We start from the raw sequence: 18,565 nt of genomic DNA, 5'->3' as shown, positions 1-18,565 counted from the left end.
GCTGAAGTCGTCTTGGAAAGAAGGAAACGCCATGAGCACCACATCATCCCCCGAGAACGACCCGACTCCCGCTGACTCGGAGCGCTCCGAGTCGGTCGCCGGCGCGCCGGTGCCCGGTCCTGAGGTCACTGCGCCCGCGTCCGACGAGGTCGAGCAGCCCGCGCCGGTCGGGCAGACCGCCCCGGTTGAGCAGCCTGCTCCGTTCGAACAGGTCGTGCCGCCTCGTCCGCCCCTGCCGACGGCAGCGCCCCAAGGCCCGTCCTACGGTTCGGCGTTCCACCACCAGCCGACCCAGCCGACCGCGCCTCTCGGGGCCTTCGCCCAGGGCGGGCACGCTTCGACCTCGACCGGTGTCGCGGAGGAGCCGGAGGCGTCGGGACGCGTCGGTGCCGGGAAGATCGTCGCGATCATGGTCGCGGCCGCTCTCGTCGGCGGTGCGGCCGGGCTCGGCGGTTCGGCAGCCGGGGCCTCGCTTTTCGGCGCCGCCGGATCGACCGTCGTGACCGCGGCTCCGTCCACCGTCACCGTCAACAACACCGACTCCGTGACCCAGACCACGGCGATCGCCGCGAAGGTGCTCCCGAGCGTCGTCACGATCTCGGCGACCTCCTCGTCGTCGGGGGGAACCGGATCGGGTGTCGTACTCACGAGCGACGGCTACGTCGTGACCAACACGCACGTCGTCACCCTCGACGGTGCGACCGGGAGCGCGGACATCACCGTCACGACCTCCGACGGCAAGGTGTACAAGGCGACCGTCGTGGGCACCGACCCCACCTACGACCTTGCGGTGATCAAGCTGGAGGACGCGTCGGGCCTCACTCCCATCGAGTTCGCCGACTCGGGGGCGCTCAACGTGGGCGACCAGACGGTGGCGGTGGGAGCGCCGCTCGGCCTCTCCAACACCGTGACCACGGGCATCGTGAGTGCGCTGAACCGCTCGATCCAGATCGCCAGCTCGGCTGCACCCGAGGGGCAGGACGAGGACCAGCAGCAGGGTGAGGGCGAGTCGCCCTTCCAGTTCGACTTCGGGCAGGGGCAGCAGCAGTCGTCGTCCAACAGCTCCATCTCGATCGCGGTCATCCAGACCGACGCCGCCATCAACCCGGGCAACTCCGGTGGAGCCCTCGTGGACTCCGACGGCGCGCTCATCGGCATCAACGTCGCGATCGCCTCGACGGGCGGGTCGAGCTCGAGCCAGTCGGGATCGATCGGCGTCGGCTTCTCGATTCCCTCCAACGTCGTCAAGCGGATCACCGACGAGCTGATCGACAAGGGCGAGGCGACCCACGGTCTCCTCGGCGCGATGGTCGGCGACGCCGCCTCCCAGGAGGATGCGACCGTCGCGGGCGCCTACATCAGCGAAGTGACGCAGGGCGGGGCCGCCGCAGAGGCGGGGCTCAAGGCCGGTGACGTGGTGACCTCGTTCAACGGCCTCCCCATCACCGATGCGACCGACCTCACCGCCCAGGTCCGCGCGCTGGCGGCGGGCGCGAAGGCCACGGTCGTCTACCAGCGTGACGGCCAGACGGCATCCGTCGAGGTGACCCTCGGCGCCCTCACGCAGTAACCCGCCCGACGCCCCTGCGACCGGGCGCCGCCACGGAAGACAGGACGCCACCCCGCGATAGGCTCGCGGGGTGGCGTCCTTCTCTTTCCCTGCGGGAAACGCCGCCCAGTTGGCGCGTATCCCGCTCTACGCGATCGGACGCCTCGTGACAGCGATCGTTCCCCGCGCGCACGACGCCTGGGTGTTCGGCTGTGCGGTGGGCGTCGCTGACGGTGCGCTCGCGCTCTGGCAGGTCGCGACCCGCGAGGGAGCGCGCGCGGTGTGGCTGACCGCCGACGAGCGACAGGATGCCGAGGCCGCCGCGCGCGGCATCCCCACCGTCCGCAAAGGGTCGCTGCGCGGCTTCTGGCGCACGGCACGCGCCGAGGTCATCGTGGTCACCCACGGGTTCGGCGACGTCAACCGCTATGCGACGGGTGGGGGACTGCTCGTGCAGCTCTGGCACGGCATCCCGCTCAAGCGGATCGGACTGGACTCTCCCGCCACCGTTCGCGCCCCGTTTCCCCTTCTCCGGCCGCTGATCGCCGCGCTGTATCGCGCGACGCAGCGACGCATCGCTCTGCTGCCCGCCGCGTCGCACGTCGTCCGCGGACGCCTCGAATCCGCCTTCGCGCTGTCCGATGAGCGGGTGCCGGTGACGGGAGAACCCCGAGTCGACGTGCTGTCACAGGGGACGGGCGAGGATCGATCTGCACGGGCGCGGGCGGCGGTCGTCGCCGCCGTCGGTGACGTCGGGGATCGGCGTCTCGTGCTCTATGCACCCACCTGGCGTGACGGCGCGCCCGATCCCGCAGTCCCCACGGAGGCCGACTGGGTGCGCATCCACGGGGCGCTGGAGGCGACCGACGCCGTGCTGCTCGTCCGGTCGCATCCGCTCGGCGCGGGGGACTACACGCGGGGCCTGGGGGAGCGCGTGAGGCTGCTCGGAAGCGATCTCGTCGCCGACGTGACTCCGCTCCTCCCGGCGATGAGCCTTCTGCTGACCGACTACTCGTCGCTCATCTTCGATGCCTCCCTCGTGCCGCTGCCGGTGGTCTTCCTCGCCCCTGACGCCGTCGCCTACGCGAGGGAGCGGGGGTTCTACGGCCGCTACGCCGACGTGACGCACGACTCCGAGGCGCCCACCTGGAGCGAGGCCGTCGCGCAGCTGGAGCAGGTCCTCTCCGACGCCGACGAGCACGAGCGTCGCCTCGCGCGCGCCGTTGCTCTCGACCGGGCGGTCCACGCCCATCGGGACGGCGGCAACACCGAACGCGTGCATCGTCGCATCCGCGCGCTGCAGGACGCGCGGGGCCGCACACGTCGTGGCCGGAGAGGAACGACGACATGATTCGCGCTCGATTCGCCGATGGACCGGTGCTGGAACTTCACGGCACGGGTGCCAGACCTGCCGTGGAACTGCGAGGACCCCGAGCGACCGTATCGGGGGTCGTGACCGGTCGTGGCAAGACGTGGCGCGCCGTCGTGCCGTTGCGGGCCGCACGTTGGGGCAGCGACCCGTTGCCGCTGCCCGCCGGCAGGTACGTCCTCCAGGTGACCGCCGAAGACGGCGCACCGCTCCCCGTCGACGTCGACCTCCCGCTTGCACAGCTCGGACAGCTGCGCGCCTCGCTGCACGACGGCCACGTCGAGATCGGGCCGCCGATCGACCCGGCCTATGACTCGGGCGAGGGCCAGGACGCGCTGGAGCGCCGGTACGCCACGCGTCCGCTGGGGCTCGAGGAGGCTGTGTTCTTCGAGAGCTTCTACGGGCGCAATGCGAGCTGCAACCCGCTCGCCATCGATCGAGAGCTCACCCGCATCCTGCCGGGGCTGGTGCGCTACTGGAGCGTCGCCGATCTCTCCGTCGCCGTTCCCGAGGGTGCGACACCCGTCGTGGAGGGCAGTCCGGAATGGTGGCGTGCGCGAGGGGCCGCGCGACTGCTCGTGGTCAACGACTGGTTGCGGCGTCGTTTCGTTCGCCGCCCCGGTCAGGTGGTCCTCCAGACGTGGCATGGGACGCCGCTCAAGCGTCTGGCGCTCCACCGACCCGGGTTCCATCTTCGACGTGCGGTGGCGGTGCTGCGCGAGGCGCGGCGGTGGAACGTGCTCCTCGCCCAGAACCCGTACGCCGCCGGGATCCTCCGGGGGGCGTATGCGTTCCGCCGTCGCCCCGTCTGGGTCGAGGGATACCCCCGCAACGACGTGCTCGTCACGGGTGACGGCGCCGCCGTCCGCGATCAGCTGGGGCTCGGTTCGCAGGAGCGCGTCCTCCTCTACGCTCCGACGTGGCGTGACGACAGAGATCAGGTCGTCGACTTCCTCGACCTCCAGCGTCTCGCCGCGGTCACGGGCACGGTCGTGCTCGTGCGCGGCCACTCTCGCACCCTCTCCGCCGGGCAGGACGCGGCGAGCCGTGACGGAGGTGCTCGGGATGCCGGTGAGCGAACCCGACCGCGCGTCATCGACGTCACCTCGTATCCCGATGTCTCCCGGCTGCTGCTGGTCGCCGACATGCTCGTGACGGACTACTCCTCGGTCATGTTCGACTTCACGGTCACGGGCAAGCCGATCTACTTCTTCGCCCCCGACCTCGATCATTACCGGGGCGAGTTGCGCGGCTTCTACTTCGACCTCGAGCGTCACGCGCCCGGGCCGCTCACAGCGACGCAGGAGCAGCTCGAGGCCGCGATCCTCGACGACGGCGTCGAGCAGCTTTACCGTGACCGCTACGCGTCGTGGCGTGAGCGCTTCAATGCACGCGACGACGGACACGCCGCCGAGCGTGTCGTCGCGCGGCTTCTGGATCAGGGCTATTTGACGCGCTGACCTTGCCCTCTGTCGCCACACGCGTCGGTGCGGCCGCCGGTGAAGATGTTCGATCCCTACGGATGAGCGACACACCGCCCAGGACGTGACCGTTGTCAGGGCAGGGGTGTGTTGCGGTGCAGACGCGACGTGTCGACGGTGTCACGCGCACCGCGAGCCACGCCGCGGAGAAAGCCCGTGCCCCACGCGACGTGCATGGAGGGGATCACCGCGAGGCTCCAGAGGCGTTCTCGCAGCGTGCGGCGCGGCATCCCGCTCGATGAAGGAAGACCGGCCACGACCACGAGTAGCGCTGCGTAGGCCGCCACGGGGATGTGGACCAGCCATGCCCAGGCGGCGACGGGGCCTCGAAGCGCGCCGATCGCCTGGAGGATGCCGACGACGAGCGACACGACGAGGGCGAGCGCGAGCGCCGGGGGCGCGAAGAACCGCACGGAGTTGCGACGTCCGTAGCGGCGCACGAGCTCGCCTCGCCAGATGCCGGTCGCGTGGAACTGTCGGACGAGTCTCAGCCAGCTCTCTCGCGGCCAGTACGTCACGGACAGGCTCGGATCGAACCACACCCGGTAACCGGCCCTGCGGATGCGGAGGTTCAGCTCCCAGTCCTCGCCCCGACGGATCGACTCGTCGAAGCCGCCGACCTCCTCCAACACGCTGCGCCGCACGACTCCCAGATACGCGGACTCGGCCTCGCCCGCCGTGTGGCCACCGTGGTACGCGCCTCCGCCGAGCCCGATGGGCGAGTTGTAGGCCCAGGCCACGGCGCGCTGGAAGGCGGTTCGACCTTCCGCGCGCATGACGCCCCCCACGTTGGCCGCGCGCCTCTCGGCGAGCGTGTCGAGGGCTCGTCGGGTGTACCCGGGAGCGAGCTCGGAGTGCGCGTCGACGCGCACGATCGTGGGGAAGCTGCCGGCCGCGATCGCGAGGTTGAGGCCGATGGGGATGTCGGCGGCGGGGTTGTGGACGAGGCGGATGCGGGAGTCCTGTGCCGCCAGCTCCTCCGCGAGGCGGCTCGTTCCATCGGTAGACGGACCGAGCGCGAGGACGAGCTCACTCGGGCCGTCGACCTCCTGAGCGAGGACCGTGCGAACGGCTCGCTCCAGATAGTTCCGCTCGTTCAGCACAGGCATGACGAAAGTGACGCCGGCTCCGGCGGGAGGGACGGCGGCGTCGCGGGTCATGCCGTCGATGATCCCGGATCCGGCATCAGTGTGTCGAACTGGGCCAGCACCTCCGCCGTGTACTCAGCGACGTCGAGGCTCGTGGGAGGGACGTCGCCGTCGAGGAACGCGCGCATTCCCGACGCCAGAGCATCGTCGTCACGCGGCACGATGTGCATGGCGTCGCCAGGGAGGGCGCCCTCCGCAGACCCGAAAGCCGTCGAGACGATGGGGAGGCCGAGCTGGGCTGCTTCGATCAGCACCATCGGCTGGCCTTCGTAGTCGCTCGACAGGACGAAGCAGTCGCTGCGGCGCATGATCGACAGCGGGTCGTCCTGTGGTCCGGTGAGGAACACCGCGGCATCCAGCCCCGACTGCTCCACTTGCTCGCGAAGCATCCCGGCGAGCGGGCCTCCGCCGACGATGAACAGCTGTGTGTGCGGCGCATCGGCGTGCACGCGCGCGAAGGAGCGGATGAGGCGCGCGTGGTTCTTCTCCGTCGACAGGCGCCCGACCGTCACGAAGCGCCGACGATCCGGCTCCGCGAGGGCCGTGCGCCAGCCCTCAACGAGGCCGTGCTCCGAATCGTCGGACTGACGCGGAGCCGGCGAGGGGGCCCCGACGGCGTCGGGAAGGTTGCGCAGCGTGCGGAAGCGATCGGCCGGAGCGTACGCCGCGAGCTCATCGCGATTGAGTGCCGTGAGAGCGGGTGACACCGACACGAGCTGGTCGTAGGCACGGTACATCGCGAACACGCGACCCAGGGAGTGCCGGAACGGCTGCCGTCCGCCCACGGTGCGCTCCCGGTCCGCCGCCATCTCGTTGTGCAGCCAGATGGCGCGCACGGCGCGCGGGGAGTGGAGCATGAGGTGCGCCCAGAACGGGCTGTAGCCACTGAAGTCGGCCACCCAGTCGAACTTCGCCGAACCGAAGATGCGCGTCCACTCGTCGTGCCACAGCGTGCGGTGCCCAAGGCGGCGGTGTGCCCGCAGCGGATCGGTGCTGACGTCGGCGACGCGCCGTGCGAGCTGGCGGACCTTCAGGCCGTTCATGCCGCCGATGCGGAACACCTGGCGGATGCCGGGATGCAACCGTTGCTGGTTTCGACGGGTCGTCTCCCCGCGCGGCAGGGCCATGAGCGCCGTCACGTCGTAGCGTTCGGGGTCGAGCGAGTTCAGCAGGTTGACCGCCGAGGTCGTGATCCCGTTCATCCGGATGCCACCGAGGTAGAAGAGCAGGCGCGTGCGGCCGTCGCGCGTGGCCGTGCGCACCCGACGGCCCTCCGTACGCCCCCGGAACACGACGTCTATGACGCGCGCGGTGGCCCCGCCGTCTTCGTAGGGGGTGAAACGCTCGGCCCACTCGTCGTAGCGCGGGTGACGCGCGGCATCGGGTGCCATGAGGGATGCCAGGGCGGAGCCCAATGCCGCGGGATCTGTGTGCACCGGACCCGGAAGCTCATCCAGCGGAAGGTAGGTGCCGCGTTCGGCCGCGTACGCGTCGCCGTCCGGGACGAGGAAGCCGATGGGTCGCCCGGTGGCGAGGTAGTCGAAGAAGATCGAGGAGTAGTCGGTCACGAGGGCGTCGGCTACGCCCAGCAGAACGTTCGTCGGCAGCGTCTGAGGGAGGAGCAGCCGCTGCAGTGACGGGATGCGGCGTGCCAGCTCGTGCACGACCTGGTGCGTCTTCACGAGCACGATCGCGTCGTCGCCGAGTTCACTCTGCAGTCGCTCGGCCTGATCCGCGAGGTGCGCCAGATCGGCGTCGGGGGACTGGAACGAGGACCCTCTCCAGGTCGGCGCGAACACGACCAGTCGACGGTCTGCGAGCGGCATCCGCATGCTTCGGGCGAGTTCGGCCCGTACGAGGCTCGCTTCGGCATCCGTCATGCGCTGCCGATCGATGCGGGGATAGCCCTCCTCGACGATGGAACCCCGATAGACGTTGCGCAACTGGTACGCGCCTTCGTACATGACCTCGGTCATGAAGGGGTTCGCCGCGAGGAGGTAGTCGGCGGCGAGCAGGTTGCGGAGAGTGTTGGCGGACTCGATCGCGCCGCCGGGCATATCGAACCCCATGAGTTTCAGCGGCGTGCCGTGCCACGTGTTGAGGTAGACCTGTCCGCTCCGCTTGCCGAACGCGGGTGGGAAGGTCGCGTTGTTCACGAGGTAGCCGGCGGTGGAGAGGGCGCGCCAATAGGCGGCACCACCGCGCCGCACGATCCGCACGTTGCGAACTCCTCGGAACTCGCGGCGCAGAGCGGAGATGGCGTGCGGTTCGCTCAGCGCCCACACGTGCTGAAGGTCCGCGAAATCGGGATCGGCGAGGAGGGCTCGGAAGATCGCCTCCGGGTTGCACAGCGCACCGTTTCCCGCGAACGACTCGTAGAGAACGGTGCGGGGTTGGATAGGGCGCAGGCGAGAGAGCGCGATCTGCTCGGCGGCGAGAATACGGCCCGCGCGTCGGAGCGCTGTGCGGGCGGCTGCGGGCAGACGGATGGGCATGACGGTGGGAGGCTCTCGTTGCGAACGGTCAGGGCGCGACTTCGCCGGCGCGACGGTTCGCGCGAGCGGCGACGGCGCGGTGCACGCGGCGCGCGGCCTGATGGATTCTAGCTTCGACCGCCTGATAGAACGCCCAGGCGACCAGGAGGCTCAGCGGGATCCCGATGATGCCGATCAGGGGCCACTGGTCGGAACCGAGGGCGAATGCGAGCGTTGCGAGCACGGGGACGTGCACGAGGTAGAGGCTGAAGGAGATCTTCCCCAGCCACTGCAGAGGCCGCGTTTCGAGGAAGCGGATCGCCGGCGCCCACGCCAGGCTCACGACGACGATGCCTGCCGCTCCCGGCGCCGCCAGCGCCCACAGCACGTGGCTCAGTTCGCTCCCGCTCGGAGCGATCGGTCGCGCGAGCCAGCTCGCAATCAGCATGACGACGCTCGCCGCGGCGAACGTCGGCATGAACCAGCGCGCGCGTGGGCGCTCGACCCACGCGAGCAGGTCGGGCATCCGGGCCGCCATGATGGTGCCGATCAGGAAGATCGGGAAGTACAGGAGCTCGCTCTGCTCGAACACGCGCCCTACGAGGCTGATGGCACAGCACACGATCACCGCGGTCAGTGCCCACCGGCGCACCAACAGGGCGAGAGCGGTGGCAAAGGGGAGCAGGATGGAATACAGGAGCTCCCAGTGGAGCGACCACAGCGGGTTGTTGAGGGGATACTGACGCGGCACGAGGGATGCCTGGAAGAGGAAGCTCTGCCACGTCACCTCCGTGGCGTGGGTCTCCGCCATCCACGAGCCCTCAGGCATCGTGGAGCGGTCACGTGGCACCAGGTAGATGAGTGCGACGCTCAGGGCGAGGGCGGCGATCACTGGCCCGTACAACCGGACGATGCGCGCGGAGAGGAAACCCATCCACGAGAAGCCGGGTCGGAACACGGGCAGGACCACGACCAGGCCTGACAGGACGAAGAAGACCAGCACCGCCTCGTTGCCGGCGGTGAGGAGCTTGACGGGGGACTGCGAGATGATCGCCCAGCTCAGGCTCCCCTCCAGCAGCGGCCGCGCGATGAGGAGCCAGTGGTGGAGGAGGACGATGGTCGCAGCGAGCCCGCGGAGGCCGTCGAGGCTCGCGATGCGGCCGGCGACCCGAGGCGTGGGACTGGACATCCTCTCCAGGGTATCTATTCGGAGGTCGCGGAGGGGGACACCGTCGCCCCGCGCGCCACGAGTCGGTCGATCGCCGCGAGTGGGATGTCCAGCCACTCCGGTCGATTGCGGCTTTCATAGATCGCCTCGTACACGGCCTTGTCCAGTTCGAAAGCGTCGAGCAGGGGGCCCGTGGCGGGGAGGCCACTGCGTGCGTGATATCCGCTGAGGAAGGCCCGTCGCGCTTCCTCCGCCCAAGCGTGGCTCGGGGGCGGTGTCCCTCGCGCCATGCTCAGCGAGCCGGCGACGTAGTCGAACGACCGCAGCATGCCGGCGATGTCGCGAAGCGGCGAATCCGGGCGACGGCGTTCGGTCATCGGGCGCATCGGCTCTCCTTCGAAGTCCAGCAGGATCCACCCCCTGCCCTTCGCGTGCAGCACTTGGCCGAGGTGGTAGTCGCCGTGGATGCGCTGCAGTGGCTCCCACACAGCGTCAGAGGCGCGCGCATACACCGCGGCGATCGACTCGCGGTGGCGGGTCAGAGCAGGCACCTCGGAAGTGGCGATATCCAGGCGACGGCGCCATGCGGCACCGATCGCTTCCCTCGCTTGGGGGTCAGCAGCGGCGGTCGGCAGCACGCGGGCAAGGCTCAGGTGCACGTCCGCCGTGGCGGCACCGAGAGCATGTGCGGATGCAGCGAACGACTCGCCCGATTCCGCGGCATGCCGCGCCACCCGCCACGCATCCGACACGTCGGGAAGAAACTCCTGTGCGAAAGCGAGCGAACCCTCCGTGGGTCCCGACCCGTCCGGTGATGCCCACGTTGCGGCCACCGATCCCCGGGAGCGCGGCACGTGCCGGGAGCCGGCGTCGGCCAGCGCCGTCTGGAGCTCGATGTCGGGGTTGATCCCCGGATGCAGCTGACGGAACACCTTGCAGATGACCGGAGGGGCGCCTTCGGGTTCGAAGATGACGGAGGTGTTCGACTGCTCGCCCGTGAGCAAGCGGGCGCGCGGGGCAGGCGCGGTCATGTCGGCGGTCGAGGCCGAGTCACCGAGCGCCGTGTGGAGCTCTATCCACAGTGCGTCGGTGTAGGCGCGGTCTCGAGGGCCGTCGATCAGGACGATGCCGTCGTCCGTCGTAGCGATGATCGATGCCGCATCGGACGGCGGCAGGGTTCGCAGCACAAGGGGCACCTGATAGACCACCGTGACCGCGGCGCCCTCGTCGGCGACGATGAGCGTGCGCACGCGAGCAGAGGGGTCGTCAGACGGCCACTCGAGCGTCGTGAGAAGACGCAGGAGGGGGGAGCGGCCCTTCGAGGAGTACCAGCGCTGGCGCGGCATCCATTCGGCGAGGCACGCCAGCGTGCTGTCCATGACGCGAGCGTATTGCCGTGGTCGCGATGCTGTCGAGCAGCGCGCGGGGGACGGCGAATCCTACGCATCAAAGCCCATGCATGAAACCCGCCTGACAAAGAGCGCGATGCCCGGAGGCTGGATGCATGGCTGAAGCACGCTCCCGCGCATCCGCACACGTCGGACGCCTCGTGCGGTCTCTCCGCGATGAGCAGACGATCAGCCGCAAGACGCTCGCCGAGCGCGCCGACCTCGACGTCTCCCACCTCGCGCGGATAGAGAACGGTCAGGGCAACCCGACGCTGTATGTGCTCATCCAGCTGGCGACGGCGCTCGACGTCAAAGCCGAGGAGTTCGTCGCGGGACTCGGGGCGGACGATCTGCCGCCCGACCTCACTCCCTACTCCGAGGCCGACTTCCGTCGTGAGCTTCGACGTCGCGAGTCGGTCGGCTGAACCGGACGTCTCGCACGACGCACGCTCAATCCGCGTCGTCTGAGCCGTTTTCAGGGGCTCCCTGGGGCTGCATCCACGATTCCGTCGTGCCGTCGGGCGCAGCGGCATAGGCGATCGTCGTACGGGAGGGGATGTCGCCGAACAGCGGGATCTCCGTCACGGAGGCGGCCACACCGCCAGGCTCCTCGAGGAGGTCGGCGGGTCCGCGCGGCTCCCACGGTTCTGCGGGGAGGCCCGCCCACTCGCTCGGTTCCTCCGGTCGTTGCTGGAACAGTCCCATTCCTCCATTGTGCGCCGAGCCGCCGCGTCGTGCCATCGCAGCGGCAGGATCCATCGGGTCACATCACGAAGCGCCATGCGTACTCCACTCCGGTGGAACGCCGGAACCAGCACAGGGTGACGATCACGGTGTCGAGATCCGCATCGCACAGGCATACGTCGAGCGTCTCGCCCGGTGCGAGGCTGCCCCAGTGCGCAGTACTGCCATCCGATCGGAAGACGCGCACGGCTTCGGCGGGCTCGGAGCCGGAGTTCACGACGAGCGGATGGCTGTCGCTCACGCGCTCGACCCGCCACGGGACGGGGTAGGCCGTGGACACATCGGGTTCCCTGGTGCGCATCATCCCTCCACCGTAGAAACCGAGTCCGACGTCCGGGGTCTCCTCTCAGGGCTCCCCGTGGGGCGCTGGGGAGAACACCGCGACTCACCTCGTTGGGGAGGAGACGCGAGGGGTGCGACGCGTCATTCTTCGTGCCGGTCGTCGCTCTCGGCCGCGGCGGAATCGACTGCGTGGTCGGCGGACGTGACGCCTTTTCGCGAGGACGGTGTCGCGCGCCGCGGAGTGGCGGCGCGCACGACGGCATCCGACATGGCGCGTCCCGCACCTGCCACTCTGCCGCCGGCATGGCGGGCGGCGCGGATCATCGAGTGCTCCATCCGCTCTGCGCCCGGCTGCGGCTCCAACGCGGCAGGGTATGTCGTGGGCGGGATGCCGAAGGCGCGTCGCGCATGGACGATCACCCGGCGTCCGAGCAGGTGATTGCCGGTGCCTCCGACGGCCGCGCCGATGCCGAACGGCAGCGCCTTCCCGAGGATCGATGCCCCTCCCTTGGCGGCGAACTGCCGGACGAAGGCGGTCTTGAGGCGATCGACGAGCGGACCCATGGCCGCTCGCGGGAGCGACTTCGTCACGAGTTCGCCCCAGTACTTGTCACGGGAGCCGCCACGCCCCGATGCCTGTCGCGCCCACTGCGAGACGAGATCGACGCCTTCGGAGCCGAGCATGAGCGTGAGGACGAGCGCTCGCGCGCGGTCGGGGTCATCGACGCGGATGCCGTGCAGTTCGGCCATGGACTGCGCGAAGAGCGCCGTCGCCTCGAGAAACACGACGGTCTCGGCGCCGCTGAGCGCGAGCGTCATTCCGGTGCCGATGCCTGGCACGACCGCGGTGGCACCGACAGCGGCGCCTCCCGTCGTCACTGCGGCCAGATAACGACGCTCGAGCATTCGCGCTATCTGCCCGGCGTCGGCGTCGGGGTGGCGCAGGCGGATGCTGCGGAGATGCGCGATGACGGCGGGGCGCTGCACGGCCAGCACGCGGTCGAGCATGCGCACGACCCGCGGGTGCTCGGGGGAGCCCTCGGGGGGCATCCCGCCGTCCCAGGGCGCGTCGTCGGGCAGGGAGTGGATGCGGTGGACCTCGGCCATGTCGGGTCGATCCTAAGAGCCCTCGCTGGGCGGGCCCTGAGGACGGCGGCGCGTCGTCAGGCCCGCGAGCCCGCGTCAGACGAACTGATTGGCGCGCTCGAGGTCTTCGGCGAAGTCGATCTCGACGGCGTAGAGGTCGGAGATGTCGAGGGGCTCGACGCGAAGTCCGTTCTCGGCGATCGCCTTCTCGATGCCCCGCTCGAAGTAGTCCTGGTCGTCGACCTGGGACAGGTGTGCGATCAGCGTGCGCTTATCCGCGGCGGAGATGAAGTTGATGCCGACGGCTTCGCCGACGCCTCCCACGACGGTCTTGGACAGCTCATCGATGTGCCCCTCGGGCGTGACGGTGTACTTGACCTCTTCGTCGCTCACCTTGGCGGTGTTGACGGCGACGAACGACTGGCCGCGCTCCACGAGTGCGATGGCACGACCCAGCACGCGCGGGTCGAAGACGACGTCACCGTTCATCCACAGCACCCCGCCCTTGCCCGTCGCGCGGAGTGCGCGCAGCAGGCTCTTGGACGTGTTGGTCTGGTCGTAGCGGTCGTTGTAGACGTAGTCGGCTTCGGGGAAGGCGTCGACGATGGTCTCGGCCCGGTAGCCGACCACCGTGGTGATGCGCGCGTCGGACCCGAAGGCGGCACGGATGTTGTCGTGCTGCTGCTGCATGATCGTGCGACCGTCGGAGAGCTCGGTCAGCGGCTTGGGCAGGCTGCGGCCCAGGCGCGAGCCCATACCGGCTGCGAGGATGACGATCTGAAGAGTCACGATGATGCTCCTGAAGGTGTTCACTGTCTATTCGACAAGGAGACACGCCTTCGTGCCGCGTCCGATGCTATCGAAGTCGCCTGAGAACCCGCAGAATATGCCCGGCTCGTTGCTCTTTCGTGATATCCATCCCTCCGTGAGGCGGAGTGTGGCGTCGCGCGTCGGGTCCGTGGGTGGGGTCCGGCGGACTTGCTAGGTTGGTTGGGTGACAGCCTCTCTCCCGCCGTCGCAGGAAGATCCGTTCGAGATCGCGGATGCTTCTTCGGCCACTCCACCGGTTCCGAAGACCCCCTCTGACGAGGTCGCGGCGCCCGCTCCGGCGAAGCCGCGGACTCCTCGGGCTCCTCGCGCGTCATCCCCGACGTCGTCGCGCGCGGCCACGGCGAAGGGAACAGCGGCGAAAGGCACGAAGGCCGAACCGAAGGCCACGAAAGCCGCGCCGAAAGCCGCCAAGGCGGCCGCCGGCTCGAAAAGCGCGAAGCGTCCGGCCGGTGGAACCTCCCGGCAGGCGGGCACGGCGAAGTCGACGAAGGCGCGGCCCGCTTCCCAGGTCGACGTCGACGCGTCTCCCGCGGTCGATCCGTCTCCTGTCGCCCCGCCCACCCCGCCCAAGCCGCGCGTGTCGGCGGTCGATGCGGCCGCACGATTCACGGCGGACGACGGTGAATCCGCAGCCGATACCGCAGATCACGACAGCGCGGGGGCCGAACCGGCGACTGAGCCGGCAATCACCGGCGAGTCGGAAGCGTCCGCGGCCGCCGTTTCCGATCCCGCCGCCGCTCTCTCGCAGGAGGCCCTCGATCTCGAACCGGAGCGCGATCCCGAACCGGAGCGCGAGCCCGAACCGGAGAGCGAACCCGAGTCGGAGAACGAACCCACCTCGGAGAACAAACTCGAGCCGGAGAGCCAACCCGAGGTACGGGACGATGTCGACCCGACCCCTGAGCCCGCGACCGATGAGCACACGACGGCGGCGATCGACCCGGCAACACCGTCGGAGGCGGCATCCGCCGGCGCGGATGCGGCTCCGGATGCAGATGTCATCGTGCCCGTCGCGGACGGCGGGGGAGACGCGCCCGCGGTGCGCCTGCGAAACATCGCGAAGTCGTTCGGTGAGACGCGTGCGGTCGACGACATCGACCTGTCGATCCCCGCAGGGACGTTCTACGGCATCGTCGGGCCCAACGGTGCCGGAAAGACGACGACGTTGTCCATGATCGCGGGGCTCCTCCGACCCGACCGGGGTTCGGTCGAGATCGCGGGCGTGGACCTCGCAGCCGAGCCCGCGCGGGCGAAGCGGATGATGGGCATCCTCCCCGATCGGCTTCGCACGTTCGACCGGCTGACGGGACGCCAGCTGCTCCACTACTACGGCGTCCTGCGCGGTCTGGCGCCCGCCGTCGTGGAGAGTCGGGTGGCCGACCTGGCACGAGCCTTCGATCTCACGGACGCGCTCGGCCGCACCGTCGCCGACTACTCCGCGGGAATGACGAAGAAGGTCATGCTCGCCGGAGCGATGATCCACTCTCCTCGGGTTCTCGTGCTCGACGAGCCGTTCGAGGCCGTCGACCCCGTGTCCAGCGCCGTCATCCTCGACATCCTCACCGCGTACGTCTCCCACGGCGGTACCGTGCTGCTCTCCTCCCACGGCATGGACCTCGTAGAGCGCGTGTGCTCGGGCGTCGCGGTGATCGTCGCCGGGCAGGTGCTCGCCGAAGGAACGGTCGACGCGGTGCGCGGCGAGCTGACTCTCGAACAGCGGTTCGTCGAGCTCGCCGGTGGTCTGAGCGACGTGGAGGGCCTCGAGTGGCTGCACACGTTCTCCGGCTGAGGCTCGATCTCCTGCTCGGTGCCTTCCGGGGTGACTCGCGTCACATCGCGAAGACCGTCGGGATGCTCGTCGCCCTCCTCGTCGCCTTGGGCGCCGTGGTGTGGGGTGTGCTCCGCCTTCGTTCCGCCCCCGAAGACGTCGCCGAGGTCGTGGCGATCATCGGCGGGGCCGCCGTCACCATCGGGTTCTTCGTCACGCCCCTCATCGGAGGCCCCGACGACCCGCTCGATCCCCGGCGGTTCGCCGTCTTCGGGGTCGCTCCGGCGCCCTTGGCGGGTTCGGTGCTGCTGGCCAGCATCGTCAGCGCCCCCGTTCTCTCCCTCTCGGTCGTTGCGGCCGCGATGGTGGGCCTGTGGAGCGGACACGGCATCCCTCCGGTGATCGGCGTCCTGGCCGCCGTCCTCGGCGTGCTCACGTGCGCGCTCTTCGGGAAGGTCTCGGCGGCCGTCGCGGGCCGCGTGCTGCGCCATCGGCGTTCCCGCGAGCTCACCGGACTGTTCCTTCTCGCCGTCCTCGTCGTCGTGCTGCCGGTGGTCGTCTTCCTCGCGTCTCTCGAGTGGGAGGGAGACATCCCCACCCAACTGGTCGAAGCCGTCGACATCCTGGCGCTCACGCCCTGGGGCGCGGCGTGGGCGTTGCCTTGGCGGGCGCACGCGGGGGCAGCCGGGCCGGTACTGGCGATGGCGCTCCTCACCGTGCTCGGGCTCGCCGCCGCGTGGTGGGGGCTGGTTCGATGGCTGCTGTCGACGACGGAGCGTCCGCTCAGCACACGCGCCCAGCGCGGACTCGGCTGGTTCGCGATCACTCCGGGCACGCCTGCGGGAGCGATCGCGGCCCGCAGCCTCATCTATTGGCTGCGCGATCCGCGCTACATCGTCAACTTCGTCATCGTGCCCGTGTCGGCCGTGCTCACCATGGTGCCGCTCCTCGTCGTGGGGGTTCCGCTGTCCGTGGCGGTGCTCCTCCCGGCGCCGCTCATCGCGCTCTTCCTCGGCTGGGTGGCCCACAACGACCTCGCCTACGACTCCACCGCTCTGTGGATGCACGTGGCGGCAGCCGTGCGCGGCGCGGCCGATCGCCTCGGCCGCCTCGTGCCGGTCACGCTCATCGCGGTTCCGCTGCTGGCTGTCGCGGTGCCTGTCACGGTCGGCTTGCACGGGCGGTGGGCGATCCTGCCGGCGATGGTGGGCGTGTGTGCGAGCCTCTTCCTCGCAGGCCTCGGCCTGTCGTCGCTGTCGTCGGTGCTCGCACCGTACCCGGCCTCGCGGCCGGGCGACGGTCCCTTCCAGCAACCGCAACGGACGGGGGGAGCCTTGTCGCAGGCTGTGGTGCTGCTCGGGGCGGTTGCGCTCAGTGCTCCACCGCTGTGGTGGGCGTGGCTCGCGCTGACCGACCAGGATTCTTTCGCGTGGCTCGCGTTCTGGGGCGGTATCGGAGTCGGCGTCCTCACGCTGCTCGTCGGGGTGCTCCTCGGCGGCTGGTTCTTCGATCGGCGCGGCGGCCGCCTCATGGAGTTCGCCGAGTCCGCATGACGGGTATCGCTCTCGGCCGTCCCTGGAGAGGCGTCCGCGGCTAGACTCGCTCTCCATGAGCACGCCACTGGACAGTCCCGACCAGGGAGGCCTTGCCACCCTCGATCGCGAGCTCGAGGAGCTCATCCGGGAAGAGAGCATCGAACCCGGTGACCACGAGCGCTTCTCCCATTACGTCAAGAAGGAGAAGATCCTCGAGTCGGCCCTGACCGGCAAGCCGGTGCGCGCACTCTGCGGCAAGAAGTGGACCCCTGGCCGGGACCCGGACAAGTTCCCCGTGTGCCCCACCTGCAAAGAGATCTACGAGTCGCTCATCGGCTGAGCCCGCCCTCAGTCCACCTCGCGGAAGACCGTCGGCAGCGCGGGGTCGGACCGGCTGAGGGCCAGGGCGCGCACCGGGAGCTCCTCGCGCACCCGGGAGTGGTGCTCGCGAGCTGCGTGAACGCCCGCGGCGCCGAGATACGCCGCGTCGGCTTCGCCGCTCTGCATCAGCGTGACCTGGAGAGGGCGCGCGTCAGGGTGTTCGGCGGCGTTGCCCAGCGGTTCGAAGCCGTCGGACACCGTGATGAGCTCTGTGGTCGCCTTGCCGCGCTCCAACTCGCGGAACGCCGCCTTCCTTCCACCGCGAGAGCCCTTGTCGGTCGACGTCTTCGCCACGGAGACCCACGATCCGTCACCGCCTTGTCGGGCGACCAGTTTGTAGACCATGCCCGCGGTGGGAGAGCCGGAGCCGGTGACGACCGAGGTGCCGACACCGTAGGCGTCGACGGGGGATGCCGCGAGCGCCGCGATCGCGAACTCGTCGAGGTCGCTCGTGACGGTGATCCGCGTGGCGGTGGCGCCGAGCTCATCGAGCTGTGCGCGCACTTCTGCGGCGACGGTGGGGAGGTCGCCCGAATCGATGCGCACGCCACCCAGGCCGGTGCCGGCCACGCGTACCGCCGTAGCCACGCCCTCGCGGATGTCGTAGGTGTCGATGAGGAGCGTCGTGTCGGTACCGTGCGCTTCGATCTGGCTGCGGAACGCTGCTTCCTCGCTGTCGTGCAGCAAGGTCCATGAATGGGCCGCCGTCCCCATCGTGGGGATGCCCCAGCGCCGTCCGGCTTCGAGGTTGCTGGTGGCGCCGAAACCGGTGATGTACGCCGCACGGGCCGCAGCCACCGCGGATCGTTCCCCCGCTCGCCGCGATCCCATCTCTGCGAGGGGGCGGTCGCCCGCGGCGATGCTCATCCGCGCGGCAGCGTTGGCGACCGCGGAGTCGTGATTGAGGATGCTGAGCGCGAGCGTCTCCAGGACCACCGCTTCGGCGAAGGTCGACTCCACGGTGAGCACCGGGGAGCCGGGGAAGTAGAGCTCACCTTCGGCGTATCCCGTGATCGTCCCCCGGAAGCGGAAGCCCTCGAGGAAGCGCAGGGTCTCCGGACCCACGATGCGTTCGTCGCGGAGATAGCGCAGTTCGTCGTCGCCGAAGCGGAAGCGACCCACTGCTTCGAGGAGGCGTCCGGTGCCGGCGACGACCCCGAACCTGCGCGCGCCGGGGAGCCGGCGTGCAAAGAGTTCGAAGACGCACGGGCGGTCGGCCGTGCCGTCGCGCAGGGCGGCGTCGAGCATCGTGAGTTCGTAGCGATCGGTGAGGAGGGCGGTGCTCGCGGGGGAGCTCGGCGCGGCGCTCATGCCGTCACTCTATCGACGGCGGCCGACGGTGCGGGACGGGAGGGCGGGTA

The 18,565-nt window shown here is 69.8% G+C and carries 16 protein-coding genes; 7 read left to right on the top strand and 9 right to left on the bottom strand.

Annotation, left to right across the window (positions count from 1 at the left end):
- Positions 1-31: 31 nt before the first annotated feature.
- The 3 genes from ACSQ18_RS08515 (at position 32) to ACSQ18_RS08505 (ending at position 4,378) form a co-directional block, all read left to right on the top strand.
- Positions 32-1,570 (top strand): trypsin-like peptidase domain-containing protein, encoded by a 1,539-nt coding sequence (locus ACSQ18_RS08515; protein WP_436036748.1) that lies wholly within the window; start codon positions 32-34, stop codon positions 1,568-1,570.
- Between the two features lie 70 nt (positions 1,571-1,640).
- A complete protein-coding gene (locus ACSQ18_RS08510) occupies positions 1,641-2,900 on the top strand; it encodes a CDP-glycerol glycerophosphotransferase family protein (RefSeq protein ID WP_436036747.1) in 1,260 nt (419 codons plus the stop codon).
- Positions 2,897-4,378: a CDP-glycerol glycerophosphotransferase family protein gene (locus ACSQ18_RS08505; RefSeq protein ID WP_436036746.1), complete on the top strand. Its 1,482-nt coding sequence runs from the start codon at positions 2,897-2,899 to the stop codon at positions 4,376-4,378. Before ACSQ18_RS08510 ends, ACSQ18_RS08505 begins: the two co-directional genes overlap by 4 nt.
- A 95-nt stretch (positions 4,379-4,473) precedes the next feature.
- Here ACSQ18_RS08505 and ACSQ18_RS08500 read toward each other — a convergent pair whose 3' ends face one another.
- Genes ACSQ18_RS08500 through ACSQ18_RS08485 form a run of 4 tightly spaced genes read right to left on the bottom strand, consistent with a single transcriptional unit; the run spans position 4,474 to position 10,568 of the window.
- Positions 4,474-5,559, bottom strand: coding sequence for a glycosyltransferase (locus tag ACSQ18_RS08500; protein WP_436036745.1), 1,086 nt, complete (start codon positions 5,557-5,559; stop codon positions 4,474-4,476).
- Entirely contained in the window at positions 5,556-8,042 is a 2,487-nt protein-coding gene (locus ACSQ18_RS08495; protein ID WP_436036744.1) for a CDP-glycerol glycerophosphotransferase family protein, read from the bottom strand. The genes ACSQ18_RS08500 and ACSQ18_RS08495 overlap by 4 nt, the downstream gene beginning before the upstream one ends.
- Positions 8,043-8,070: 28 nt before the next feature.
- Positions 8,071-9,210 (bottom strand): acyltransferase family protein, encoded by a 1,140-nt coding sequence (locus ACSQ18_RS08490; RefSeq protein ID WP_436036742.1) that lies wholly within the window; start codon positions 9,208-9,210, stop codon positions 8,071-8,073.
- Between the two features lie 14 nt (positions 9,211-9,224).
- The gene (locus ACSQ18_RS08485; protein WP_436036741.1) at positions 9,225-10,568 is read right to left on the bottom strand and encodes a maltokinase N-terminal cap-like domain-containing protein; all 1,344 of its coding nucleotides are present in this window, start codon (positions 10,566-10,568) and stop codon (positions 9,225-9,227) included.
- A 125-nt stretch (positions 10,569-10,693) separates the two neighbouring features.
- Between ACSQ18_RS08485 and ACSQ18_RS08480 the strand changes: the two genes are divergently transcribed.
- Positions 10,694-11,002: a helix-turn-helix domain-containing protein gene (locus ACSQ18_RS08480; protein WP_301040273.1), complete on the top strand. Its 309-nt coding sequence runs from the start codon at positions 10,694-10,696 to the stop codon at positions 11,000-11,002.
- A gap of 25 nt (positions 11,003-11,027) precedes the next feature.
- Here the strand turns inward: ACSQ18_RS08480 and ACSQ18_RS08475 are convergent, their stop codons facing one another.
- The 4 genes from ACSQ18_RS08475 to ACSQ18_RS08460 all read right to left on the bottom strand — a co-directional run bounded on the left by ACSQ18_RS08475 (position 11,028) and on the right by ACSQ18_RS08460 (position 13,478).
- Complete coding sequence (locus tag ACSQ18_RS08475) at positions 11,028-11,282, bottom strand: hypothetical protein (protein WP_436036740.1); 255 nt, start codon at positions 11,280-11,282, stop codon at positions 11,028-11,030.
- Positions 11,283-11,340: 58 nt separating this feature from the next.
- A complete protein-coding gene (locus ACSQ18_RS08470) occupies positions 11,341-11,625 on the bottom strand; it encodes a hypothetical protein (RefSeq protein ID WP_436036739.1) in 285 nt (94 codons plus the stop codon).
- Positions 11,626-11,744: 119 nt separating this feature from the next.
- Positions 11,745-12,710 (bottom strand): hypothetical protein, encoded by a 966-nt coding sequence (locus ACSQ18_RS08465; protein WP_436036738.1) that lies wholly within the window; start codon positions 12,708-12,710, stop codon positions 11,745-11,747.
- Positions 12,711-12,785: 75 nt separating this feature from the next.
- On the bottom strand, positions 12,786-13,478 hold the full coding sequence (locus ACSQ18_RS08460; RefSeq protein WP_436036737.1) for an NTP transferase domain-containing protein: 693 nt from the start codon (positions 13,476-13,478) through the stop codon (positions 12,786-12,788).
- Positions 13,479-13,683: 205 nt separating this feature from the next.
- Between ACSQ18_RS08460 and ACSQ18_RS08455 the strand changes: the two genes are divergently transcribed.
- Genes ACSQ18_RS08455 through ACSQ18_RS08445 form a run of 3 tightly spaced genes read left to right on the top strand, consistent with a single transcriptional unit; the run spans position 13,684 to position 17,163 of the window.
- Positions 13,684-15,309, top strand: coding sequence for an ABC transporter ATP-binding protein (locus tag ACSQ18_RS08455; protein ID WP_436036736.1), 1,626 nt, complete (start codon positions 13,684-13,686; stop codon positions 15,307-15,309).
- Positions 15,285-16,841, top strand: coding sequence for a hypothetical protein (locus ACSQ18_RS08450; RefSeq protein WP_436036735.1), 1,557 nt, complete (start codon positions 15,285-15,287; stop codon positions 16,839-16,841). Before ACSQ18_RS08455 ends, ACSQ18_RS08450 begins: the two co-directional genes overlap by 25 nt.
- A 55-nt stretch (positions 16,842-16,896) precedes the next feature.
- On the top strand, positions 16,897-17,163 hold the full coding sequence (locus ACSQ18_RS08445; RefSeq protein ID WP_144808107.1) for a DUF3039 domain-containing protein: 267 nt from the start codon (positions 16,897-16,899) through the stop codon (positions 17,161-17,163).
- Between the two features lie 8 nt (positions 17,164-17,171).
- Here ACSQ18_RS08445 and ACSQ18_RS08440 read toward each other — a convergent pair whose 3' ends face one another.
- Positions 17,172-18,515 carry a nicotinate phosphoribosyltransferase gene (locus tag ACSQ18_RS08440; RefSeq protein ID WP_436036734.1) on the bottom strand — a complete coding sequence of 448 codons (1,344 nt, stop codon included), beginning with the start codon at positions 18,513-18,515 and terminating at the stop codon, positions 17,172-17,174.
- Positions 18,516-18,565: the final 50 nt, after the last annotated feature.

This window comes from Microbacterium sp. LjRoot45, from assembly GCF_964253325.1.
In the GTDB taxonomy this organism is placed as follows: Bacteria; Actinomycetota; Actinomycetes; order Actinomycetales; family Microbacteriaceae; genus Microbacterium.
The sequence above is the reverse complement of the archived record's forward strand: the minus strand, read 5'-3'. Positions and strand labels throughout refer to the sequence as shown.

What these genes read in the sequence shown, in the direction of transcription:
- ACSQ18_RS08515 (WP_436036748.1), top strand. Translation starts at nt 32, where the DNA reads ATGAGCACCACATCATCCCCCGAGAACGACCCGACTCCCGCTGACTCG.
- ACSQ18_RS08505 (WP_436036746.1), top strand. Translation starts at nt 2,897, where the DNA reads ATGATTCGCGCTCGATTCGCCGATGGACCGGTGCTGGAACTTCACGGC.
- ACSQ18_RS08500 (WP_436036745.1), bottom strand. Translation starts at nt 5,559, where the DNA reads ATGACCCGCGACGCCGCCGTCCCTCCCGCCGGAGCCGGCGTCACTTTC.
- ACSQ18_RS08495 (WP_436036744.1), bottom strand. Translation starts at nt 8,042, where the DNA reads ATGCCCATCCGTCTGCCCGCAGCCGCCCGCACAGCGCTCCGACGCGCG.
- ACSQ18_RS08490 (WP_436036742.1), bottom strand. Translation starts at nt 9,210, where the DNA reads ATGTCCAGTCCCACGCCTCGGGTCGCCGGCCGCATCGCGAGCCTCGAC.
- ACSQ18_RS08485 (WP_436036741.1), bottom strand. Translation starts at nt 10,568, where the DNA reads ATGGACAGCACGCTGGCGTGCCTCGCCGAATGGATGCCGCGCCAGCGC.
- ACSQ18_RS08480 (WP_301040273.1), top strand. Translation starts at nt 10,694, where the DNA reads ATGGCTGAAGCACGCTCCCGCGCATCCGCACACGTCGGACGCCTCGTG.
- ACSQ18_RS08475 (WP_436036740.1), bottom strand. Translation starts at nt 11,282, where the DNA reads ATGGGACTGTTCCAGCAACGACCGGAGGAACCGAGCGAGTGGGCGGGC.
- ACSQ18_RS08470 (WP_436036739.1), bottom strand. Translation starts at nt 11,625, where the DNA reads ATGATGCGCACCAGGGAACCCGATGTGTCCACGGCCTACCCCGTCCCG.
- ACSQ18_RS08465 (WP_436036738.1), bottom strand. Translation starts at nt 12,710, where the DNA reads ATGGCCGAGGTCCACCGCATCCACTCCCTGCCCGACGACGCGCCCTGG.
- ACSQ18_RS08445 (WP_144808107.1), top strand. Translation starts at nt 16,897, where the DNA reads ATGAGCACGCCACTGGACAGTCCCGACCAGGGAGGCCTTGCCACCCTC.
- ACSQ18_RS08440 (WP_436036734.1), bottom strand. Translation starts at nt 18,515, where the DNA reads ATGAGCGCCGCGCCGAGCTCCCCCGCGAGCACCGCCCTCCTCACCGAT.